The sequence below is a fragment of the Parabacteroides merdae ATCC 43184 genome, from assembly GCF_025151215.1.
GTDB classification, from domain to species: Bacteria; Bacteroidota; Bacteroidia; order Bacteroidales; family Tannerellaceae; genus Parabacteroides; species Parabacteroides merdae.
In genome coordinates, this window is record NZ_CP102286.1 from 4,337,693 (window position 1) to 4,357,752 (window position 20,060).

The following is a 20,060-nucleotide window of genomic DNA, read 5'->3' on the forward strand; positions in this document are numbered from 1 at the left end:
GGCAAAACTACTGTATATCTCTTCGAATAGACGGATGCGGACGAGTTGCCGTACATGTTCGTCTGCTAATATTTCTTGAGGAGCGGGGTTGGGAGAAAGGAATGATTCGGTTAGCTTACCACAGAAATGAATCCAATAGATTGTCCAAGGATCATGGCTATCCGCCTCAAATGAATAAGGGACATGGGGGAGGTACGATGATATACTGATTTTTCTGTACGGGACTTCTCCCGCCGGGCCTTTTACCTATATGGAGAACAGTCCGGTTTCTTATAAACCGACCGGTTTTATCGGAGGGGCGGGACATGGTTGTATCTTTACGGCCGGTAGTGAGAACTATTGGAAAGCCGCGACCAATTCAATTTCCGTCCGGCATATGTTTGAACGCAGGGTCTCTTTCTATCCGTCCGGCTTTGATAAAGACGGCTATTTGTTTACGAACACCTATTTAGGAGATTACCCGATGTTCCTGCCCGGAGGAAAGGAACAGATCGCCGGTGAATATCAACCCGGGTGGATGTTGCTTTCGTATGGAAAAAAAGTGAGCGTATCTTCTTCGCTGGAAGGTTATCCGGCAGAAAATATAGTGGATGAGGACGCCCGTACGGCTTGGGTCGCCCAATCGAACCGTGACATGGAGTGGGCACAAGTAGATTTGCAACGGCTTTCGTCTATCCATGCTATTCAGGTGAATTTCGATGAATACGGGGCTAATCAAAAAGGTGCTGTCTCCGGAGTTTACCAGAGCTATCTGATTTACGCTTCGGTAAATGGCGAAGATTGGTCTTTGGTGGTGGACTATGGTACAAAGAAAACAGACACTCCTCATGATTATATCGAGTTTGAAGAACCGTTCAAAGCCCGGTATATCAAGTTGCAAAACAAGGAGTATATGGTGTCGGAAAATTTTTCCGTACGCGATTTGAGAATTTTTGGAAAAGGTCAGGGGAGTACTCCGCGTGCCGTAAATGATTTCACGGTGGAAAGGGATGAGGCCGATCCGTGCAAGGCGCGTCTTTGTTGGGAGGCTGTTCCGGATGCTCAGGGGTATATTGTTCGCTACGGAATAGCCGGAGACAAATTGTATAATAATTTCCAGGTGATGGGAGAAAATACATTGGAAATCGGAAGTCTGAATAAAGGGGTTGCTTATTATTTTACGATAGATGCCTATAATGAGAACGGTATTACCCGGACTTCCCGGATAAAAGTTTGCCGTTAATCAACAGACTTCTTTTTACCTCTTCAGCTTTCCCACAAACATCAGGTTATTGTCGTTCTCATGGAGCGTAGCAGCCAATTCTTTCAGTTGGGCTTTCGCTTCGGGAGGACATTTGCCGGAGGCGAGATGGGCTTCGATCATATCCTGAAGTGCAGCCGGTTCGACATTGAAAATGAATCTGCCCTTGTTGAAGTGGTTGTTCGGATTGGGAATCGGGAGATTCCCGTAGAAGTCGTTGACCAGGTGATATTGGGAAGATGACATTTTCATCTTATCTACCAGTATGTCTCCTCCGGGTGTGAACCGGCCTTTATCCCAAGTGTAGTAGTGGATGAGGATATGATTAGGCAGTTCCGTGTAGATATGGATAGGTTTTTGAGCAAAACCGGTGAAGTTCATCGTGAAACGGGGGATCAGCTTGTTTGCTTCCGTATCGTATGTGAAAGTCGTGTCGATGCCGGTATAAAAGAAGTCGAATGTCCCGGTATTCCGGTAGGAAAATATCTCATTGTCGAAATTTCCTGCCAACATATAGTCGAGTGCCGGTATTTGTGATAGGATGTTCCCGTTCGTGTCCATCCGGAAAGCGATCGGCGTCCCTTCTTCAAAAGGCATGTGTACGACCGAGAGCGTACCGTCGGCATTGACCTCGATTTTCGGTTTGTTGATTTGTCTGGGAAGATTGATATCTTTTATCCATTTCCCGTCAAGGCCGTACATCATGATTTTCTTCCCATAAAAGAGAGAGAGGAATATATGGCCGCCTCGTTCGTCGATACTCCCGTCGTAGATAGTCACCGGATACTCGCCCGGTCCGTTTCCCATTGCACCTATGTTGCAGAGGAATTTTCCGTCCTTGTCGTATAGCTTGACCACGTTGGATTGCTGTCGTACGCAAATGTAGTTATCGCTCACCTCGATCCACCAGGCCTTGAACAGGGCCTCGTCGGAGGTTTCAAAACGCACGATCCGGCAATCTTCGACCAGTTCGCTAAGTGGGATATCAATCGTATCGCCTGCCGCTTTCAGGTCGCAGATGTAAAGCGGGCCGTCCGGGTTTTCGATTATCCTGACACTGCCGTCGTCAGTTACCAACGATTTCGGAACGGAGGAATTACAACTTGCAAGGCTTGCCAGAAGGAAAACGATAGCGGGAAGGAATGCTTTTGTTTTCATATTCACGTAGATTTAAGTGATTATAAAAACAAAAGTATGAATAATTCGTAGATACGAACTATTCATACTTATATAATAATTAAATGATTAATGTAAATTAACGGATGAACAACAGTTCCCTATATTTCGGCAGCGGCCACATCTGGTTATCGACCATCAGCTCCAGGTCGTCGATGTGGCTACGGATTTCGTCCAGATAGGGAGCGACGGTATCATGGTAAGCGATCGCTTTGGTACGCAAATCCGTGATACGGTTTGCTTTTTTGCGGGCTTCCACCATTTCGTCCACCATGCGAGTGACGGAACAGATATGTCCGGCAATCTTGCGAACCAGGCGTCGGGGCTCTTCCGACATATCGTCATATTCCGGATATCCGCCGAAAGTCTCTTTCAGTTTGGCGATGTTGTCCAATAGCAATGACTGGTAGCGGACGGCAACCGGGATGATATGGTTGAGCGATAGGTCGCCAAGGACACGAGCTTCGATCTGTACCTTTTTGATATAGATTTCCCATTTCACTTCGTTGCGGGCTTCCAATTCCTTTTCGCTCAGTACACCCGTTTCTTTGAACATCCGGATAACTTCCGGTTTCAGGTAAGCATCGTATTGTAATGGAACGCTGTTTTCGCAATCCAGGCCGCGGCGGGCAGCTTCTTCCTTCCATTCGTCGCCGTAGCCGTTCCCGTCGAAACGGATCGGTTTGGATTCCTTGATATAGGCTTTCAGCACTTCGAAGATGGCGGCCTCCTTGCTCTTGCCTTCGGCACGCAAGGCTTCGACATCCTGTTTGAACTGGCGGAGCTGGTAGGCTACGGCAGAGTTCAGTGCCAACATCGCCGAACCGCAGTTGGCCGACGATCCCAATGCACGGAATTCGAAACGGTTTCCGGTGAAAGCAAAAGGAGAGGTGCGGTTACGGTCCGTATTGTCTAACAGCAGTTCGGGGATCTGTCCGAAGCCGAGATGCAGGCGTTTCTTGTCGTCCACCTCGATAGCGTCTTCGATGGAACAGTTCTCGAACTTATCCAGAATTTCGGTGATCTGTGTTCCTAAGAAGGATGAGATGATGGCGGGAGGCGCTTCGTTGGCGCCCAGGCGGTGCGCGTTGGTAGCCGAAGCGATACTGGCTTTCAGCAAGGCGTTGTATTTATAAACGGCCATCAGCGAGTTGACCACGAATGTGATGAAACGCAGGTTGTCTTCCCGGTCCTTTCCCGGAGAGAAGAGGTTGATGCCCGTATCGGTTCCCATCGACCAGTTGCAGTGCTTACCCGAACCGTTCACACCCATAAAAGGCTTTTCGTGGAGCAGCACGCGGAAGTTGTGGCGGCGGGAAACACGTTTCATCACCGACATCAACAACTGGTTATGGTCGTTGGCGAGGTTGCATTCCTCGTAAATAGGCGCTAGCTCGAACTGGTTCGGGGCAACCTCGTTATGGCGTGTCTTGACCGGGATGCCCAACTTGTAGCATTCAGTTTCCAGGTCTTTCATAAACTCCTGTACACGGGAGGGAATGGCTCCGAAATAGTGGTCGTCCAATTGCTGGTTCTTTGCGCTTTCGTGTCCCAACAGGGTACGTTCCGTCAGCGACAGGTCGGGACGGGCGGAATAGAGGTCTTCGTCTACCAGGAAATACTCCTGTTCCCAGCCTAAATAGGTGATGACTTTATTGACGTCTTCGTTGAAATAATGGCAAACATCTTTGGCTGCCTTGTTCAAGGCTTCGATGGAGCGGATCAGCGGGGTCTTGTAGTCCAGCGCTTCACCGGTATAGGCGATGAATACGGTCGGGATACACAAGGTGTCGTCTACGATAAACGCAGGTGAGGAGGGGTCCCAGGCCGAATAGCCGCGGGCTTCGAACGTGTTGCGCAATCCGCCGTTGGGGAAGCTGGATGCGTCCGGCTCCTGTTGTGCGAGCAGCTTGCCGCTGAATTCTTCGATCATGCCGCCGCCGCCGTCATGTTCGACGAATGCGTCGTGCTTTTCGGCTGTCCCGTCGGTAAGAGGCTGGAACCAGTGTGTGTAATGTGTGACTCCTTTTTCCAGTGCCCACATGCGCATGCCGGCAGCCACATGATTGGCTATTTCGCGGTCGATAGGGGTTCCGTTGTCGATGGCATGGGTCAGGGCTTTGTAGGTTTCCTTGGAGAGATACTTTTGCATTGCCTTCCGGTTGAAGACGTTCTCACCATAATATTCGGATACTTTCTGATTGGGAGTAATGGCTTCCACTGCCTTTCGGTTGGATGCTTTCTCCACTGCATTGAAGCGTGAGATTGACATACAGATTGTTTTTATGTTATACCGGCTGCAAAGATACATGCAATTCTCCATGAATGCTTTCATCCGGTAGTTAAAAATAGATGAGTAGGAAACGATTTGTCCCGGCGCATCCCGTTTGGCAATGCACCAGCTTCTCTAAAGCTATGCATTAGGTTGCGTAACCCATAGCTTTAGCCTTCATAAAGCATAGCTTTACGGTAGCCTTTTTGGGGTGTCTGTCCTTTCGAATGAGGGCGTAAATGAAGATTCAAACATTTCATCGCGTGGGATAAATAAAAAAGGTGTATTAAGAAATGCTATTATTGATTATCAGTGATTTATGGTGATAGGTGATAGGTAAACCCCCGTTTCTGTAAAAGTTTAGGAAAAATGAATTAAAAAACGCCGCCTTTAAGGTGACGTTTTTTAATTCAAACTCAGAAAAGTTTTACAAAAAGGCCTTTTCACCTATCACCTATCACCCGATCAGAACAAACTCCAGGCTACTGTCAATCCTGCCATGACGATCGCTACCATGCTCATCAGCTTGATCAGGATGTTGAGGCTGGGACCGGAGGTGTCTTTGAACGGGTCGCCGACCGTATCGCCTACGACTGTCGCCTTATGGGCTTCGCTGCCCTTGCCGCCGTGGTTTCCTTCTTCGATATGTTTCTTGGCGTTGTCCCAGGCGCCTCCCGAATTGGCCATGAAGATCGCCAGTACGAACCCGGTGCTCAGGCCGCCGATCAGCAGTCCGACCACTCCTGTCACTCCGAATATCAGACCGGTGAGGATCGGTGCGATGATGGCTAACAGGGAAGGGGTCACCATCTCATGTTGTGCCCCTTTTGTCGAGATGGCCACGCAACGGGCGTAATCGGGTTCGGCTTTTCCTGTTAGTATTCCGGGGATTTCACGGAACTGGCGGCGTACTTCCTCCACCATGTGTCCGGCTGCCCGTCCGACTGCATTCATTGTCAACCCGCAGAACATGAAAGCCATCATGGAGCCGAGGAACATCCCCGCCAACACCTTCGGGTTCATAAGTGTGACATCATAATAGATCATAAAGTCGGAGAAAGAGGCTTTTGATACCTCGATGGCTTTGCCGTCGGAAAATGTCAGGACTGTTTCGCCCAACCGGAGCAAGCCTATTTTAATCTCTTCCACGTAAGAAGCCAGCAAAGCCAAGCCAGTCAAGGCTGCCGAGCCGATCGCAAACCCTTTGCCTGTTGCGGCGGTCGTGTTGCCTAAGGAGTCGAGCGCATCCGTACGTTTGCGTACTTCTTTGCCCAAGCCGGACATTTCCGCATTGCCGCCGGCATTGTCGGCAATCGGCCCGTAAGCGTCCGTAGCCAAAGTGATCCCTAATGTCGAGAGCATCCCGACGGCGGCGATGCCGATGCCGTACAACCCCATCCCTACATTGTTGAAATCGAAGCCGGAAGCAAAAAGGAACGAACAGATGATCCCGGCTACTACGGCCAGTACCGGAATGGCGGTCGATAGCATGCCAAGCCCCAAGCCGGAGATAATCACCGTTGCCGGTCCGGTCAGTCCGGCCTCTGAAACCCGCTGGGTGGGCTTATAAGACTGGGAAGTATAGTATTCCGTCGATTGGCCGATCACGATCCCTACCAACAATCCGATTATGACCGAACAACTGATCCAGAACCAATTGTCCAACTCTAACAAATAAAGAATGCCGAAAGTGGAGAGGGCGATCAACACGGAACTTAGGTTTGTCCCTATGGCAAGCGCTTTCAGCAGCTCACGTATAGTCGCATTTTCCTTCGTGCGGACGGCGAAGATGCCGATGATCGACAATACGATCCCGACCGCGGCGATCAGCATCGGCGCCACGACCGCCTTGTATTGCATCTCTACGTCGCCGGACGCCACGAATGCGGCAGCACCCAATGCGGAGGTTGCCAGAATGGAACCGCAATATGATTCGTACAAATCCGCCCCCATGCCGGCCACATCTCCGACGTTGTCTCCCACATTGTCGGCAATGGTTGCCGGGTTGCGCGGGTCGTCTTCGGGGATGCCGGCTTCGACTTTGCCGACCAGGTCGGCTCCGACATCGGCTGCTTTTGTGTAGATACCACCGCCGACACGGGCGAAGAGTGCCTGTGTGGAAGCTCCCATACCGAAGGTCAGCATGGTGGTGGTGATGATGGTCAGTTTATGTGTGGCATCCATCGTTTCTGCCGGAATGCAGATATTCAATAATATGTACCAGAACGAAATGTCCAGCAAGCCGAGGCCGACGACAACCAGCCCCATTACGGCACCGCTCCTGAAAGCAACCTGCAAGCCGCTATTCAAAGACGACCGGGCGGCATTGGCGGTACGGGCGGATGCGTAAGTAGCCGTCTTCATTCCTAAGAAACCGGCAAGGCCAGAGAAGAAACCGCCGGTCAGGAAAGCGATCGGAACCCATTCGTTTTGTACTCCGAATCCATACGCCATGATGGAGAACAAAACCACCAGGGCGAGAAACACCGAAGCGACAACCTTGTATTGTTGTTTCAGGTATGACATAGCCCCTTTGCGTACGTGCCGGGCTATTTTTGCCATTAACTCCGTCCCTTCACTCTCTTTCATCATCTGCCTGAAGAAGAACCAAGCAAATACCAGTGCCAGGATGGAGGCTACCGGTATGATCCAAAAAATAGGTGTAATCATAGCAATGAGATTTAAAATTAATACGAATTTAATCGTTTTGACACTTAGCGTCTTACGATCCTTTATTGTTCATCTGTAAATATAACAAAAATAAAGAAGTAGAGAAACTTTTTCGTAAATAATAATGTTTCATTCTAAAAAAAACAGCATATTTGTCACAGAATAAGAATGAAAACGCAAATGACGGAAGAAACGAACCATAATGCCTATAAATTAGGCTTGGCTCTGAGCGGAGGAGGAGCGAAAGGTTTCGCTCATATCGGAGTTTTTAGATTACTGGAAGAATGCGGTCTGAAGCCGGATATCATCGTTGGTACGAGTGTCGGTTCGTTGATGGGTGCTTTGTTTGCCGATGGCTATACGTCCGACGAAATTAAAGAACTCTTTACCGGTCGTGAGTTCTCCGAATTCGCCCAGTTGCAAATCCCGAAATCGGGATTGTTCGACAGCAAGCGGTTCCGCTATTTTCTTCGTCGTCATTTGAGGGCTAAAACGTTTGAAGAGCTGAAAACTCCTCTGGTTGTCGTGGCGACCGATCTTGACAATGGCGAGAGCCATGAGTTTCGTAGCGGTCCCATCGTAGAGGCGGTGACCGCTTCCTGTAGTATTCCGATTATCTTTAGCCCGGTCGTGATAAACGGAGTGCATTATGTTGACGGAGGTCTTTTCCATAATTTCCCGGTTTCGATCATCCGTGAAGAGTGTGAGCGTATCATCGGTGTGAATGTCAGTCCCCTTGTCCCGCAAAAGTACAAGCAGACGATTTTCCATATCGCGGAACGTTCCTACCACTATATGTTCCGGGCGAACACGTTGGAGGACCGCGAGATGTGCGATGTCCTGATCGAGGCGGAGGAGTTCGGTATGTATAAGACATTCGATCTGGAAAATGTGGATGAGATCGCGAGTATCGGATATGCTGCGGCGATCCGGGCATTCGAGGTCGTGATAAAAGAAAATAAATATGAAACCTTGGTGAACGCTATTATGGCAAGAAGAAACAACGCCTTGATGCCATAGTTTTTTCCGGAAGTTCCGGTGTTCACCCCAAATATTAACTAAGTTGGCAAATAACGCGATGAAACAGGCAAATAAGATGGTAATATATCAGGTCTTTCCACGTTGGTTTGGAAATATGAAATCATCCCTGGTGAAGAATGGAAGTAAAGTTGAAAACGGAGTAGGAAAGTTTTCGGACTTTACGCCGGTTGCTTTGTCCAAGATTAAGGAGTTGGGAACCACCCATATCTGGTATACCGGAGTGATCGAACATGCAACGAATACTGATTATACGGCTTACCAGATACGAAGAGACCATGCGGCAGTCGTAAAGGGGAATGCCGGCTCGCCTTATGCGATCAAAGATTATTATGATATAGACCCGGACCTGGCCGATAATGTGCCTGACCGTATGAAAGAATTCGAATCGCTGGTCAGAAGGACGCATGAAGCCGGAATGAAAGTAATCATCGATTTCGTACCTAATCATGTGGCCCGCCAGTATTATTCGGATGCCAAGATGGCATATGTGGAAGACTTGGGGCAAAAAGACAATACTTCGAAAGCTTTCGATCCTAATAATAATTTCTATTATATACCGGGGCAGACTTTGTGTCTGCAATTCGGTGCTCAGCAGGAAGATTTTGAATATAGTGAATTTCCGGCGAAAGTCACGGGGAATGATTGCTTCAGTACCTGTCCCGGACAAAACGACTGGTATGAGACGGTCAAGTTGAATTATGGTGTTGATTATGTGAACGGCCGTACCCTGCATTTTGATCCGGTTCCCAATACATGGGCGAAGATGCTGGATATCCTGCTTTTCTGGGCGGAAAAAGGGATAGACGGTTTCCGGTGCGATATGGCGGAAATGGTTCCGGTTGAATTCTGGAACTGGGTGATCCCGAAGGTGAAACAGGCTTATGATGTTTGTTTTATTGCCGAAGTTTATAATCCGGCAGAATATCGCAATTATATCTGGAACGGACATTTTGATTATTTGTATGATAAGGTCGGACTGTACGATACGGTACGGGCGGTCATGTGTAACCAGGCTCCGGCAAGCAATATCTCCGGATGCTGGCAGTCACTCGAAGGCATCCAGCATAATATGTTGAACTTCCTTGAAAACCATGACGAGCAGCGTATCGCTTCTTACTTCTTTGCCGGTGATCCGCGTCCGGGAATTCCGGGGATGATCGTGTCGGCTATGATGAATACCAATCCGGTGATGATCTACAGCGGACAGGAGTTAGGAGAGCCGGGAATGGACGATGAAGGGTTCAGCGGACGTGATGGGCGCACGACGATTTTTGATTACTGGAGTCTTGCCAGCTTGCGTAACTGGATAAACGAGGGAGCTTTCGATGGCGGCAAACTGACTGCCGAACAACGGCAGTTGCGCGAGGTGTACGCAAAGATCTTGAATATATCAAAGTCCGAACGGGTTATCACGGAAGGAGTTTTCTATGATTTGATGTATGCAAACCTGAGCAATCCGTATTTTAATTCACACCGTCAATTCGTGTTCATGCGTAAATATCAGAATGAAGTGTTGTTAGTGGTGGTCAACTTTGACAAGGCAGAGCAGACGGTACGCATCCAAATTCCTGACGAGGCATTCAAGGCACTTGATTTCGGGGACAACAAAGCTGCCGTACAGACCGATCTGATGACTGGAGAGAACTGTATCAGCACATTGACGGCTGCTTGGCCCTATCAGGTCGTTATACCTGCTTATTCCGGTCGTTTACTGAAGTTTACATATTGATTTATGATTTATGGTTTGTGATTTATGATCTGCTCTGACCGATGTGTTTGGTAATAAATCATAAATCATAAATCATAAATCATAATTGTTTTGTACCTTTGCACTCACAATTCAAATCTATTTACTTAAGATAAATATTCGGAATAATGAGTGCACAAACTCCTTTCTTGGTGTTTTCGGGAACTAACTCCCGGTATCTTGCAGAGAAAATTTGCAATAGTCTTGGTTGTCCGCTGGGACAGATGAACATTCAACACTTTGCCGATGGTGAATTTGCCGTCTCTTATGAAGAGTCGATTCGCGGTCGCGATGTATTCCTGGTACAATCAACGTTTCCTAACTCTGATAATCTGATGGAGCTTCTCCTGATGATCGATGCTGCCAAGCGTGCTTCAGCACACTCTGTAATCGCAGTTATTCCTTATTTCGGTTGGGCACGTCAGGATAGAAAAGATAAACCGCGTGTTTCTATCGGGGCCAAACTGATCGCAGACATGCTGAGTACTGCCGGTATCGACCGCTTGATTACGATGGACCTGCATGCCGATCAGATTCAGGGATTCTTTAATGTTCCGGTCGACCACTTGTATGCTTCTTCCATTTTCCTGGATTACATCAAAACATCATTGCCTCTGGATAACCTGTGTATCGCTACACCGGATGTTGGAGGAACTAAACGTGCCAGCAGTTATTCCAAATACCTGGGTTTGCCGATGGTTATTTGCCACAAGTCACGTCTGCGTGCCAATGAAGTGGCCGAAATGCGTATCATCGGTGATGTGAAAGGTTTGGATGTACTTTTGATCGACGATATGGTGGATACGGCCGGTACTATTACGAAGGCTGCCAACCTGATGCTCGAAAACGGTGCTAAATCCGTGCGTGCCATCGCCAGTCATGCCGTTATGTCCGACCCGGCTTCTACACGTGTAGACCAGTCTGCTTTGACTGAAATGATCTTTACGGATTCTATCCCTTATGCAAAGAAATGCGAAAAGGTGAAAGTGTTGTCTGTTGCCGATATGTTTGCCGAAGCCATCCGTCGTGTTTGTAGCGGTGAATCTATCAGTTCTCTGTATACTATTTAATTAATGCATATATCAAGGAAAGGCTGCAATCCTGCGGGATGAGCAGCCTTTTTATTTCCATATAATTCTTAACTTTGTCTGCATGAAAAAGAGCGAGAACCTTCTCGCTTGATATGATTAAGATGAATTATTGGTTTAATCTATAGGTCAGAATGGATCAGCATGCGTACCGGTATCGGTAAAAAGGAGTATAAGCTCTGTTTCGTTTTGGCTCCAGACTAATAACCGGTCTGATTATATAATGGCACTCCCATAGACCGTCATACTTATGTTTTTACCGTTTCTTTTTTACTTGTTGCCTCCATCTTTACTTAATTTGAATATTACGGCCAAAAATAATAATTAGCAATTTGCCTATTTCTCTTCATCAATAATCATGCCACTGCCGAGGCAAAGACGATGGTCTTTGTCGTAGACTACTCCGTACTGTCCGGGGGCGATTCCTTGGATTTTGTTGTCGGATTCGATGCGGTATAAGTCTCCGATGCGACGGATGCGGCCGTGTGTGAAGTCCGGTGTGTGACGGATCTTGAAAGTGATCTCTTTCTCGTCCGCAAATTCTCCCCATGGGTCTTCGGTGATAAAGTCGAAGCCGTGCATGTTGATAATCTTGCCGTACTGTGTTTCCGGATCATAACCGTTGGAAACATAGATAATGTTCCGCTTGATGTCCTTTTTGATAACGAACCACGGTCCTCCGCTCAAGCCTAAACCCTTACGCTGTCCGATGGTGTGGAACCAGTAGCCGTTGTGTTTGCCTAACACCTTGCCTGTTTCCAGTTCGACGATCTTTCCGGTTCGTTTGCCCAGGTAGCGTTCGATGAAATCATTATAGTTGATCTTGCCTAAGAAGCAGATTCCCTGGCTGTCTTTCCGTTTGGCACTCGGCAGTTTTTGTTGTTCGGCTATAGCTCGGACTTCGCTTTTCATGAGATGTCCGATCGGGAACATTAATTTCTGTATTTGCAAACGAGTGATTTGGCCGAGGAAGTCGGTCTGATCTTTTACCGGATCCTTGGCGGTGGAAAGCCATACTTTACCGTCTATCTCGGTTGTCGTGGCGTAATGACCGGTCGCTATTTTATCGAAATCCTTTCCCCATTTCTCTTCGAAGCAGCCGAATTTGATATATTTATTGCACATCATATCCGGGTTGGGGGTGAGTCCGCGTTTTACGGAATCAATGGTGTAGCTCACGACACGATCCCAATATTCGTCGTGCAAGGAGACGATTTCAAACCGGCAACCGTACTTCTTGGCGATATAAGAGGTGATTTCAATATCTTCTTCGGCAGGGCAGTCTATATATCCGTCTTTATCTTCCATGCCGATACGGATATAGAAAATGGTAGGATCGTATCCTGCCTCTTTCAACTGGTGGACGACTACGGAGCTATCTACTCCTCCCGAAACTAATGCTGCGATTTCCATATTTTTACAGTGAATAAGAATTGTACAAAGGTACGGTAAATTTTTCAATTAAAACAGGAGAGATACTTTGGGTGCATCGATTACCGATAAGATACATGTCGGAACGACGAAAAATTATTGGCAGTATCTTTCGGAAATGTTGGGTTTGGAACTGCTCGATTACGGTATTATATCTAGCCGGACGAATCTTATTCTAACTGAAGGGATAGTAGTGACGATTTGATAGAATTGAAAGAGCGATTCTTGTTGGGATACTTTTAACCTGCAAAACATTTTTCATCTCATCGGAATTGCTTATTTTCGCATCCATAATAGTTCTCTTTTATGAATGTAGACATAACAGATTTAAAGACGGTCCGTTTGAGTCAGGACGGGAGTGCTGTGATTATCTTGGACCAGACCTGCTTGCCGGGATCTGAAGTCTATGTTTCCCTTTCTTCTGCAGAAGAGATTTGGGAGGCTATATATAGATTAAAGGTGCGCGGGGCGCCGGCTATCGGGATAGCTGCTGCCTATGGCATTTATGTTTGTAGCCGACAGATTGCGGCAAACACTTATGGTGGTTTTTGCAGTGAGTTTCTCCGAATCAAGGATTATCTGGCATCTTCTCGCCCTACTGCGGTCAACTTGGTTGCGGCTTTGGACCGGATGGAAAAAGTTGTGGTCGCCCATTCTGTGAATCCTGTTCCGGAAATAGTGGAACTGTTGCGTGTCGAGGCGGAGGCGATCCGGGCGGAAGATGCGGCTGCTTGCCGTAAGATAGGAGAGAACTGCTTGTCCTTGTTGCGCCCGGGAATGGGAATCCTGACACATTGCAATGCCGGTCATTTGGCGGTATCGGAATATGGAACGGCTCTCGCTCCGGTTTATTTAGGAGAAGAACGTGGATATGGCTTTAAGGTGTTTGCCGATGAAACGCGTCCGCTGTTGCAGGGTGCACGCCTGACGGCCTACGAATTGCAGAAGGTGGGTGTGGATGTTACCTTGATTTGTGATAATATGGCGTCGACCGTCATGCGGAAAGGCTGGGTACAGGCTGTCGTGGTCGGTTGCGACCGGGTCGCGGCAAATGGCGATACGGCTAATAAGATCGGGACTTCGGGAGTGGCGATCCTGGCTCGTTATTACGGTATTCCTTTTTATGTGTTAGGTCCGACATCCACTATTGATTTGAATTGTCCGGATGGGGATTCGATCGTGATAGAAGAACGGAATCCCAAGGAAATTACGGATATGTGGTATGCTTCGCGGATGGCTCCTGAAGGGGTGAAAGCTTATAATCCGGCTTTTGATGTAACTCCTCACGACTTGATAACTGCGATTATAACCGAAAAAGGTATTGCTTATCCTCCTTTCCGTCTGGAGGATTTCTGAAAAATATTTACGGAAAGTTTTGCTAATCCCGAAACAATCAGTAATTTTGCTGCCCAATTTGTGGATATAGTAATTAAACAATATAATAAATTAAATTATGATCGTAGTTCCATTAAAAGAAGGCGAAAACATTGAAAAAGCGCTGAAGAAATTCAAAAGAAAGTTCGAAAAAACAGGTGTAGTAAAAGAATTGAGAAACCGTCAGGCTTTCGAAAAACCCTCTGTAGCAAAGAGAAAACAAACTATGCGTGCTGTTTACGTTCAGCAATTACAGCAGGTAGAAGAATAAAAATACAAAATCTATCTGCCAGGCTTGTTTTATTGGATTCTTATTCTTATTTTCGTTGCATAAAAGTTGATGCAACGTGAATGTGCTGATTGATTCATTTTTAGATTATCTTCGGTATGAGCGGAATTATTCCGAATATACGATTAATGCTTATTTCAAAGATTTACAGCAGTTTGAAGATTTTGTAAAAGAGAAGAAGGAAGGCATATTTGTGCCGGAGGAAGTTGATACGGATATTGTACGGAATTGGATTATATCTTTGTTGGATAATAAGATTTCGCCCGTATCTGTCAACCGGAAGTTGAGTTCTTTGAAATCTTTTTTTAAATTCCTTATGAAGCAGGGATTCGTTTCTGTAAACCCGTTACGGTTTGTGACCGGTCCGAAAACAAAGAAACCGTTACCTACTTTTGTAAAAGAAAAGGATATGGAAGAGTTGTTGGATGGAGACGGGTTTGATGAGGATTTTGAAGGGGTGAGGGATCGTCTGGTACTTGAAATGCTGTATGATACCGGGGTGAGACGTTCGGAGTTGGTCGGTTTACAAGATACCGATATAGACTACGATGCTATGCTGATCAGGGTGACAGGTAAGCGTAACAAGCAGCGGCTGATTCCTTTTGCAGAAAGATTAAAAAACTTGATGCTTGCATACACTGAAGTCCGAAATCGTGAAGTTGACGCAGGATGCGGATGGTTCTTTGTCCGGAAGAATGGAGAACAATTGTCTACGGGTATTCTTTATACGATAGTAAAAAAGAGGCTTTCGGACATTCCGACATTGGCAAAATGCAGTCCCCACGTATTAAGACATTCGTTTGCAACAAGTATGTTGAATAATGGAGCGGAGTTGAACGCCGTGAAAGAGTTACTCGGTCATAGCAGTCTGGCTTCTACCAGTATTTACACACATACAACCTTTGAGGAATTAAAAAAAGTGTATCATGCTCATCCAAGAGCACAAAAAGAAGGAGGTTTATTATGAACATTAGAATTCAAGCAATCCATTTTGATGCAACTGATCAATTAGAAGCGTTTATTCAGAAGAAAGTGGCTAAGTTGGAACAGTATTTCGACGGCATTATATCGGCAGAAGTTAGTTTGAAGGTTGTAAAACCAGAATCTGCAAAGAATAAAGAAGCTGCTATTCGGTTGATTATTAAAAACGGAGATTGTTTTGCCGAAAAGGTAAATGATACCTTTGAAGAATCAATTGACGAATGCGTAGAAGCATTGGAGAAACAGTTAGTTAAATTCAAAGAAAAAATCAGAGCCAAATAAAAAAACGGTAGATAAATTTGGTATATAAGAAATAATGCCTAAATTTGCAGCCGTTTCGCCTTGGTGACGAAATGGCTGCTTTTTGAAGCAGATTGCCTCTTTAGCTCAGTTGGCCAGAGCACGTGATTTGTAATCTCGGGGTCGTTGGTTCGAATCCGACAAGAGGCTCAAAATAGTTGATAGTGGAAAGTTGACAGTTGACAGTTTATGTCACTTTCCAGTTTTATCTGTCAACTATCAATTTTCAACTGTCAACTTATTGGGCAGTTACCAGAGTGGCCAAATGGGGCTGACTGTAACTCAGCTGTCTTTCGACTTCGGTGGTTCGAATCCATCACTGCCCACAAAATAAAACAATTTATAAAAGAATTGGTTTGTTTGAAATTGCGGAAGTAGCTCAGTTGATAGAGCATTAGCCTTCCAAGCTGAGGGTCGCGGGTTTGAGTCCCGTCTTCCGCTCTTATTTATTGCCTGTGTAGCTCAGCGGTAGAGCACTTCCTTGGTAAGGAAGAGGTCCCGAGTTCAAGTCTCGGCACCGGCTCAAAATGGTATTTTAGAACATGATCATTAATCAAATAAAGAACAATTAAGTTATGGCAAAAGAGAAATTTGACAGATCGAAACCACATGTGAACATTGGTACGATTGGTCACGTTGACCACGGTAAAACAACTTTGACAGCTGCTATCACAACAGTATTGGCAAAGAAAGGTCTTTCAGAATTGCGTTCATTCGACTCAATCGACAACGCTCCTGAAGAAAAAGAAAGAGGTATCACTATCAACACTTCTCACGTAGAGTATTCGACTGCAAACCGTCACTATGCTCACGTAGACTGTCCGGGTCACGCCGACTACGTAAAGAACATGGTAACTGGTGCTGCTCAGATGGACGGTGCTATCATCGTAGTTGCTGCTACTGATGGTCCTATGCCTCAGACTCGCGAGCACATCTTGTTGGCTCGTCAGGTAAACGTTCCGAGATTGGTTGTTTTCATGAACAAATGTGACATGGTGGACGACGAAGAAATGTTGGAACTGGTTGAAATGGAAATGAGAGAACTTCTTTCATTCTATGATTTCGATGGTGATAACACTCCGATCATTCGTGGTTCTGCTTTGGGTGCTTTGAATGGCGATCCGAAATGGGAAGAAAAAGTAATGGAACTGATGGAAGCTTGCGATACTTGGATTCCGCTGCCTCCGCGTGAAGTTGACAAGCCTTTCTTGATGCCTATCGAAGACGTATTCTCTATTACTGGTCGTGGTACAGTTGCTACTGGTCGTATCGAAACTGGTATTGTAAAAGTTGGTGATGAAGTTCAGATCATCGGTTTGGGTGCTGACGGAAAGAAATCTGTTGTTACAGGTGTTGAAATGTTCCGTAAGTTACTGGATCAGGGTGAAGCTGGTGACAACGTTGGTTTGTTGCTTCGCGGTATCGACAAGAACGAAATCAAACGTGGTATGGTAATCTGCCACCCGGGTCAGGTAAAAGAACATTCTCGTTTCAAAGCTGAGGTTTATATCTTGAAGAAAGAAGAAGGTGGTCGTCACACTCCGTTCCACAACAAATATCGTCCTCAGTTCTATATCCGTACATTGGACGTAACTGGTGAAATCACTCTTCCGGAAGGAACTGAAATGGTAATGCCTGGTGATAACGTTACAATTGACGTTGAACTGATCTATCCGGTAGCTTGTAATGTAGGTCTTCGTTTCGCTATCCGCGAAGGTGGTCGTACAGTAGGTGCTGGTCAGATCACAGAATTAGAAAACTAATTCAAACATATAAAATGTAGCCAGTCTTTTTTAGGGCTGGCTATTTTACGGAACTAGCTCAGTTGGTAGAGCACTGGTCTCCAAAACCAGGTGTCGGGAGTTCGAGCCTCTCGTTCCGTGCTAAAAATCTATAGATTCGATGAAAAAGATAATTAATTATATTAAGGAATCTTATAACGAACTTGTTTATAAAGTTTCTTGGCCTACGAGAACAGAGCTTTCCAATAGTGCTGTGGTTGTTATGTTTGCTTCCCTTATAATTGCGGCATTAATCTTTGTTATTGATTTAGGCTTTGAGGGCGTGATGCGTTTCTTCTACGAGAAAATCTTTTAATCAGTTTAAAGTATGTCTGATATTCAAAAGAAATTTTATGTTCTGCGTGCTATTAGTGGCAAGGAGAATAAAGTCAGAGAGTATCTTGAGGCTGAGTTGAAGAATACTGACTTAGGTGAGTATGTGTCACAGGTCTTGATTCCTACTGAAAAGACTTTTACGGTACGTAATGGTAAGAAGGTGATGAAAGAACGCGCTTACTTGCCTGGATACGTTTTGGTAGAAGCCGCTTTGGTTGGAGAAGTCGCTCATCGATTGAGAAACATTCCTAACGTAATCGGTTTTTTGGGTGGATCGGATAATCCCGTTCCCTTGCGCCCGGCAGAAGTTAGTCGTATTTTAGGTACGGTTGATGAATTGCAGGAACAGCAGGATGACCTAGATATTCAGTTTTATGTTGGTGAGAATGTGAAAATCACTTTTGGACCCTTTAATGGCTTCACTGGTGTGATTGAGGAGGTCAATGCCGAGAAAAAGAAACTTAAAGTGATGGTAAAAGTTTTCGGACGTAAAACACCGCTTGAGTTGGGTTATATGCAAGTGGAGAAGGAATAAGTGCTTTTGTTACGAAAAGTATTGTCTTTCTTTAAAAGTTATCGATGTTATATATCTAAAAAATTTTAGAAACAATGGCTAAAGAAGTTGCTGGACAAATCAAATTGCAGATTAAAGGAGGAGCAGCAAACCCTTCTCCCCCTGTAGGACCTGCTCTGGGTTCTAAGGGTATTAATATTATGGAGTTTTGCAAGCAATTTAATGCCAGAACCCAAGACAAGGCCGGTAAGATATTACCTGTTGTAATCACTTACTATGCCGATAAGTCTTTCGACTTTGTTGTAAAAACTCCTCCTGTTGCTATCCAGTTGTTGGAAGCTTCCAAACAGAAGAGTGGTTCTGCTGAGCCGAATCGTAAGAAGATTGCAGAAATCTCTTGGGATCAGGTAAAAACTATTGCAGAGGACAAGTTGGTCGATCTGAACTGCTTCACTGTCGAGTCAGCTATGAGAATGGTTGCCGGAACAGCAAGAAGTATGGGTATCACTGTTAAAGGGACATTCCCGGGTAATAATTAATAAACTTCAATTGAGATGAGTAAACTTACAAAAAATCAAAAGTTGGCTTTGGGCAAGATTGAAGCTGGGAAAGCGTACACATTGAAAGAAGCTTCAGCTTTGGTAAAAGAAATTACTACTACTAAGTTTGATGCCTCTGTAGATGTTGATGTTCGTTTAGGTGTTGACCCTCGTAAAGCTAACCAAATGGTGAGAGGTGTGGTTTCACTGCCTCACGGAACGGGTAAGCAGGTTCGGGTTCTCGCATTATGTACACCAGACAAGGAAGCTGAAGCTACTGCTGCAGGTGCTGACTATGTTGGATTGGACGAGTATATTGAAAAGATTAAAGGCGGTTGGACTGATATTGACGTAATTATCACTATGCCTTCTATCATGGGTAAGATTGGTGCTTTGGGTAGAGTATTAGGTCCGCGTGGTTTGATGCCTAACCCGAAGAGTGGTACGGTTACCAATGAAATTGGAAACGCAGTGAAAGAAGTTAAGCAAGGTAAGATCGACTTTAAGGTAGACAAATCCGGTATCGTTCACACTTCAATCGGTAAGATTTCTTTCAATTCCGATCAGATTCGTGACAATGCTAAGGAATTTATTTCAACTCTTTTGAAGTTGAAACCGTCTGCAGCTAAAGGTACATATATAAAGAGCATTTATCTTTCAAGTACAATGAGTGCGGGTATTAAAATTGACCCCAAATCAGTTGAAGAAAACTAATTAAATTTATTGGACAATGAAAAAGGAAGATAAAGGCTTAATTATAGGTCAACTGACTGAGATCGTAAAGGAATATCCTAACTTTTATTTGACTGACATCGAAGCATTGGATGCTGAGAAAACCAGCAAATTGAGACGGGAATGTTTCAAGAAAGAGATCAAGTTGGTTGTTGTAAAGAATAACTTGCTTAAAAAGGCATTGGAAAATGTAGAAGGTGATTTCTCACCTCTGCAGGTTGCAATGAAAGGCAATACAGCTGTGATGTTCTCACAGACTGCTAATGCTCCCGCTCGTCTGATTAAGGAATTTACTAAAGATGCTAAAAAGGATGCTCCTGTTAAGCCGGAATTGAAAGCTGCCTATGTACAGGAAAGTTTCTATATCGGTGCAGAAAATCTCGAAGCCTTGGTAAATATCAAGAGCAAAAACGAACTTATCGGAGATGTTATTATGTTGTTGCAATCTCCGGCGAAGAACGTTATCTCTGCTCTTCAGTCATCAGGACAAACTATCCATGGTCTGTTGAAGACTCTGGAAGAAAGATAATTTTTTTAATTTACACAGAT

General features: G+C 45.5%; 18 protein-coding genes and 5 tRNA genes. 19 read left to right on the forward strand and 4 right to left on the reverse strand.

Annotated elements, in window-relative coordinates; all coding sequences use genetic code 11:
- The first annotated feature begins 250 nt into the window (after positions 1 to 250).
- Positions 251 to 1,222, forward strand: a complete 972-nt coding sequence (locus tag NQ542_RS17585) for a discoidin domain-containing protein (protein ID WP_005637175.1) — start codon at positions 251 to 253, stop codon at positions 1,220 to 1,222.
- A gap of 15 nt (positions 1,223 to 1,237) precedes the next feature.
- On the opposite strand, the gene NQ542_RS17590 is transcribed toward NQ542_RS17585, so the two are convergent.
- From NQ542_RS17590 to NQ542_RS17600, 3 genes are all read right to left on the reverse strand, one after another.
- Entirely contained in the window at positions 1,238 to 2,398 is a 1,161-nt protein-coding gene (locus NQ542_RS17590; RefSeq protein ID WP_005637171.1) for a 6-bladed beta-propeller, read from the reverse strand.
- A gap of 97 nt (positions 2,399 to 2,495) precedes the next feature.
- Positions 2,496 to 4,688, reverse strand: a complete 2,193-nt coding sequence (locus tag NQ542_RS17595) for a glutamine synthetase III family protein (protein ID WP_005637168.1) — start codon at positions 4,686 to 4,688, stop codon at positions 2,496 to 2,498.
- A 465-nt stretch (positions 4,689 to 5,153) separates the two neighbouring features.
- Positions 5,154 to 7,358 carry a sodium-translocating pyrophosphatase gene (locus NQ542_RS17600; RefSeq protein WP_005637161.1) on the reverse strand — a complete coding sequence of 735 codons (2,205 nt, stop codon included), beginning with the start codon at positions 7,356 to 7,358 and terminating at the stop codon, positions 5,154 to 5,156.
- Positions 7,359 to 7,538: 180 nt separating this feature from the next.
- Between NQ542_RS17600 and NQ542_RS17605 the strand changes: the two genes are divergently transcribed.
- The 3 genes from NQ542_RS17605 to NQ542_RS17615 all read left to right on the forward strand — a co-directional run bounded on the left by NQ542_RS17605 (position 7,539) and on the right by NQ542_RS17615 (position 11,216).
- The gene (locus NQ542_RS17605; RefSeq protein ID WP_039849947.1) at positions 7,539 to 8,378 is read left to right on the forward strand and encodes a patatin-like phospholipase family protein; all 840 of its coding nucleotides are present in this window, start codon (positions 7,539 to 7,541) and stop codon (positions 8,376 to 8,378) included.
- Positions 8,379 to 8,436: 58 nt separating this feature from the next.
- Positions 8,437 to 10,128 (forward strand): alpha-amylase family protein, encoded by a 1,692-nt coding sequence (locus NQ542_RS17610; protein ID WP_005637159.1) that lies wholly within the window; start codon positions 8,437 to 8,439, stop codon positions 10,126 to 10,128.
- A 146-nt stretch (positions 10,129 to 10,274) separates the two neighbouring features.
- Entirely contained in the window at positions 10,275 to 11,216 is a 942-nt protein-coding gene (locus tag NQ542_RS17615; RefSeq protein ID WP_005637158.1) for a ribose-phosphate pyrophosphokinase, read from the forward strand.
- A 354-nt stretch (positions 11,217 to 11,570) separates the two neighbouring features.
- Here the strand turns inward: NQ542_RS17615 and mnmA are convergent, their stop codons facing one another.
- Positions 11,571 to 12,647 carry a tRNA 2-thiouridine(34) synthase MnmA gene (gene mnmA, locus NQ542_RS17625; RefSeq protein WP_005637157.1) on the reverse strand — a complete coding sequence of 359 codons (1,077 nt, stop codon included), beginning with the start codon at positions 12,645 to 12,647 and terminating at the stop codon, positions 11,571 to 11,573.
- Positions 12,648 to 12,971: 324 nt separating this feature from the next.
- Between mnmA and mtnA the strand changes: the two genes are divergently transcribed.
- The 15 genes from mtnA (at position 12,972) to rplJ (ending at position 20,040) form a co-directional block, all read left to right on the forward strand.
- Positions 12,972 to 14,021, forward strand: a complete 1,050-nt coding sequence (gene mtnA / locus NQ542_RS17635) for an S-methyl-5-thioribose-1-phosphate isomerase (RefSeq protein WP_005637143.1) — start codon at positions 12,972 to 12,974, stop codon at positions 14,019 to 14,021.
- Positions 14,022 to 14,118: 97 nt separating this feature from the next.
- Positions 14,119 to 14,310, forward strand: a complete 192-nt coding sequence (rpsU, locus tag NQ542_RS17640) for a 30S ribosomal protein S21 (protein ID WP_005637142.1) — start codon at positions 14,119 to 14,121, stop codon at positions 14,308 to 14,310.
- Between the two features lie 82 nt (positions 14,311 to 14,392).
- Positions 14,393 to 15,295 (forward strand): tyrosine recombinase XerC, encoded by a 903-nt coding sequence (locus NQ542_RS17645; protein WP_039849972.1) that lies wholly within the window; start codon positions 14,393 to 14,395, stop codon positions 15,293 to 15,295.
- On the forward strand, positions 15,292 to 15,591 hold the full coding sequence (hpf, locus tag NQ542_RS17650; RefSeq protein ID WP_005637140.1) for a ribosome hibernation-promoting factor, HPF/YfiA family: 300 nt from the start codon (positions 15,292 to 15,294) through the stop codon (positions 15,589 to 15,591). Before NQ542_RS17645 ends, hpf begins: the two co-directional genes overlap by 4 nt.
- A 94-nt stretch (positions 15,592 to 15,685) precedes the next feature.
- Positions 15,686 to 15,759 (forward strand) — tRNA-Thr (locus tag NQ542_RS17655).
- A gap of 93 nt (positions 15,760 to 15,852) precedes the next feature.
- Positions 15,853 to 15,935, forward strand: a tRNA-Tyr gene (locus NQ542_RS17660).
- 42 nt (positions 15,936 to 15,977) lie between these two features.
- Positions 15,978 to 16,050 (forward strand) — tRNA-Gly (locus tag NQ542_RS17665).
- Between the two features lie 10 nt (positions 16,051 to 16,060).
- Positions 16,061 to 16,132: transfer RNA gene (locus NQ542_RS17670), tRNA-Thr, on the forward strand.
- Between the two features lie 52 nt (positions 16,133 to 16,184).
- Positions 16,185 to 17,372, forward strand: coding sequence for an elongation factor Tu (gene tuf, locus NQ542_RS17675; RefSeq protein ID WP_005637139.1), 1,188 nt, complete (start codon positions 16,185 to 16,187; stop codon positions 17,370 to 17,372).
- Positions 17,373 to 17,419: 47 nt separating this feature from the next.
- A tRNA-Trp gene (locus NQ542_RS17680) sits at positions 17,420 to 17,492 on the forward strand.
- A 19-nt stretch (positions 17,493 to 17,511) separates the two neighbouring features.
- Entirely contained in the window at positions 17,512 to 17,706 is a 195-nt protein-coding gene (secE, locus tag NQ542_RS17685) for a preprotein translocase subunit SecE (protein ID WP_005637138.1), read from the forward strand.
- A 12-nt stretch (positions 17,707 to 17,718) separates the two neighbouring features.
- Complete coding sequence (gene nusG / locus NQ542_RS17690) at positions 17,719 to 18,261, forward strand: transcription termination/antitermination protein NusG (protein WP_005637137.1); 543 nt, start codon at positions 17,719 to 17,721, stop codon at positions 18,259 to 18,261.
- A gap of 74 nt (positions 18,262 to 18,335) precedes the next feature.
- Entirely contained in the window at positions 18,336 to 18,779 is a 444-nt protein-coding gene (gene rplK, locus NQ542_RS17695; protein WP_005637136.1) for a 50S ribosomal protein L11, read from the forward strand.
- Positions 18,780 to 18,794: 15 nt separating this feature from the next.
- The gene (gene rplA / locus NQ542_RS17700) at positions 18,795 to 19,493 is read left to right on the forward strand and encodes a 50S ribosomal protein L1 (protein ID WP_005637135.1); all 699 of its coding nucleotides are present in this window, start codon (positions 18,795 to 18,797) and stop codon (positions 19,491 to 19,493) included.
- Positions 19,494 to 19,509: 16 nt separating this feature from the next.
- Complete coding sequence (gene rplJ / locus NQ542_RS17705; RefSeq protein ID WP_005637134.1) at positions 19,510 to 20,040, forward strand: 50S ribosomal protein L10; 531 nt, start codon at positions 19,510 to 19,512, stop codon at positions 20,038 to 20,040.
- Positions 20,041 to 20,060 lie beyond the last annotated feature (20 nt).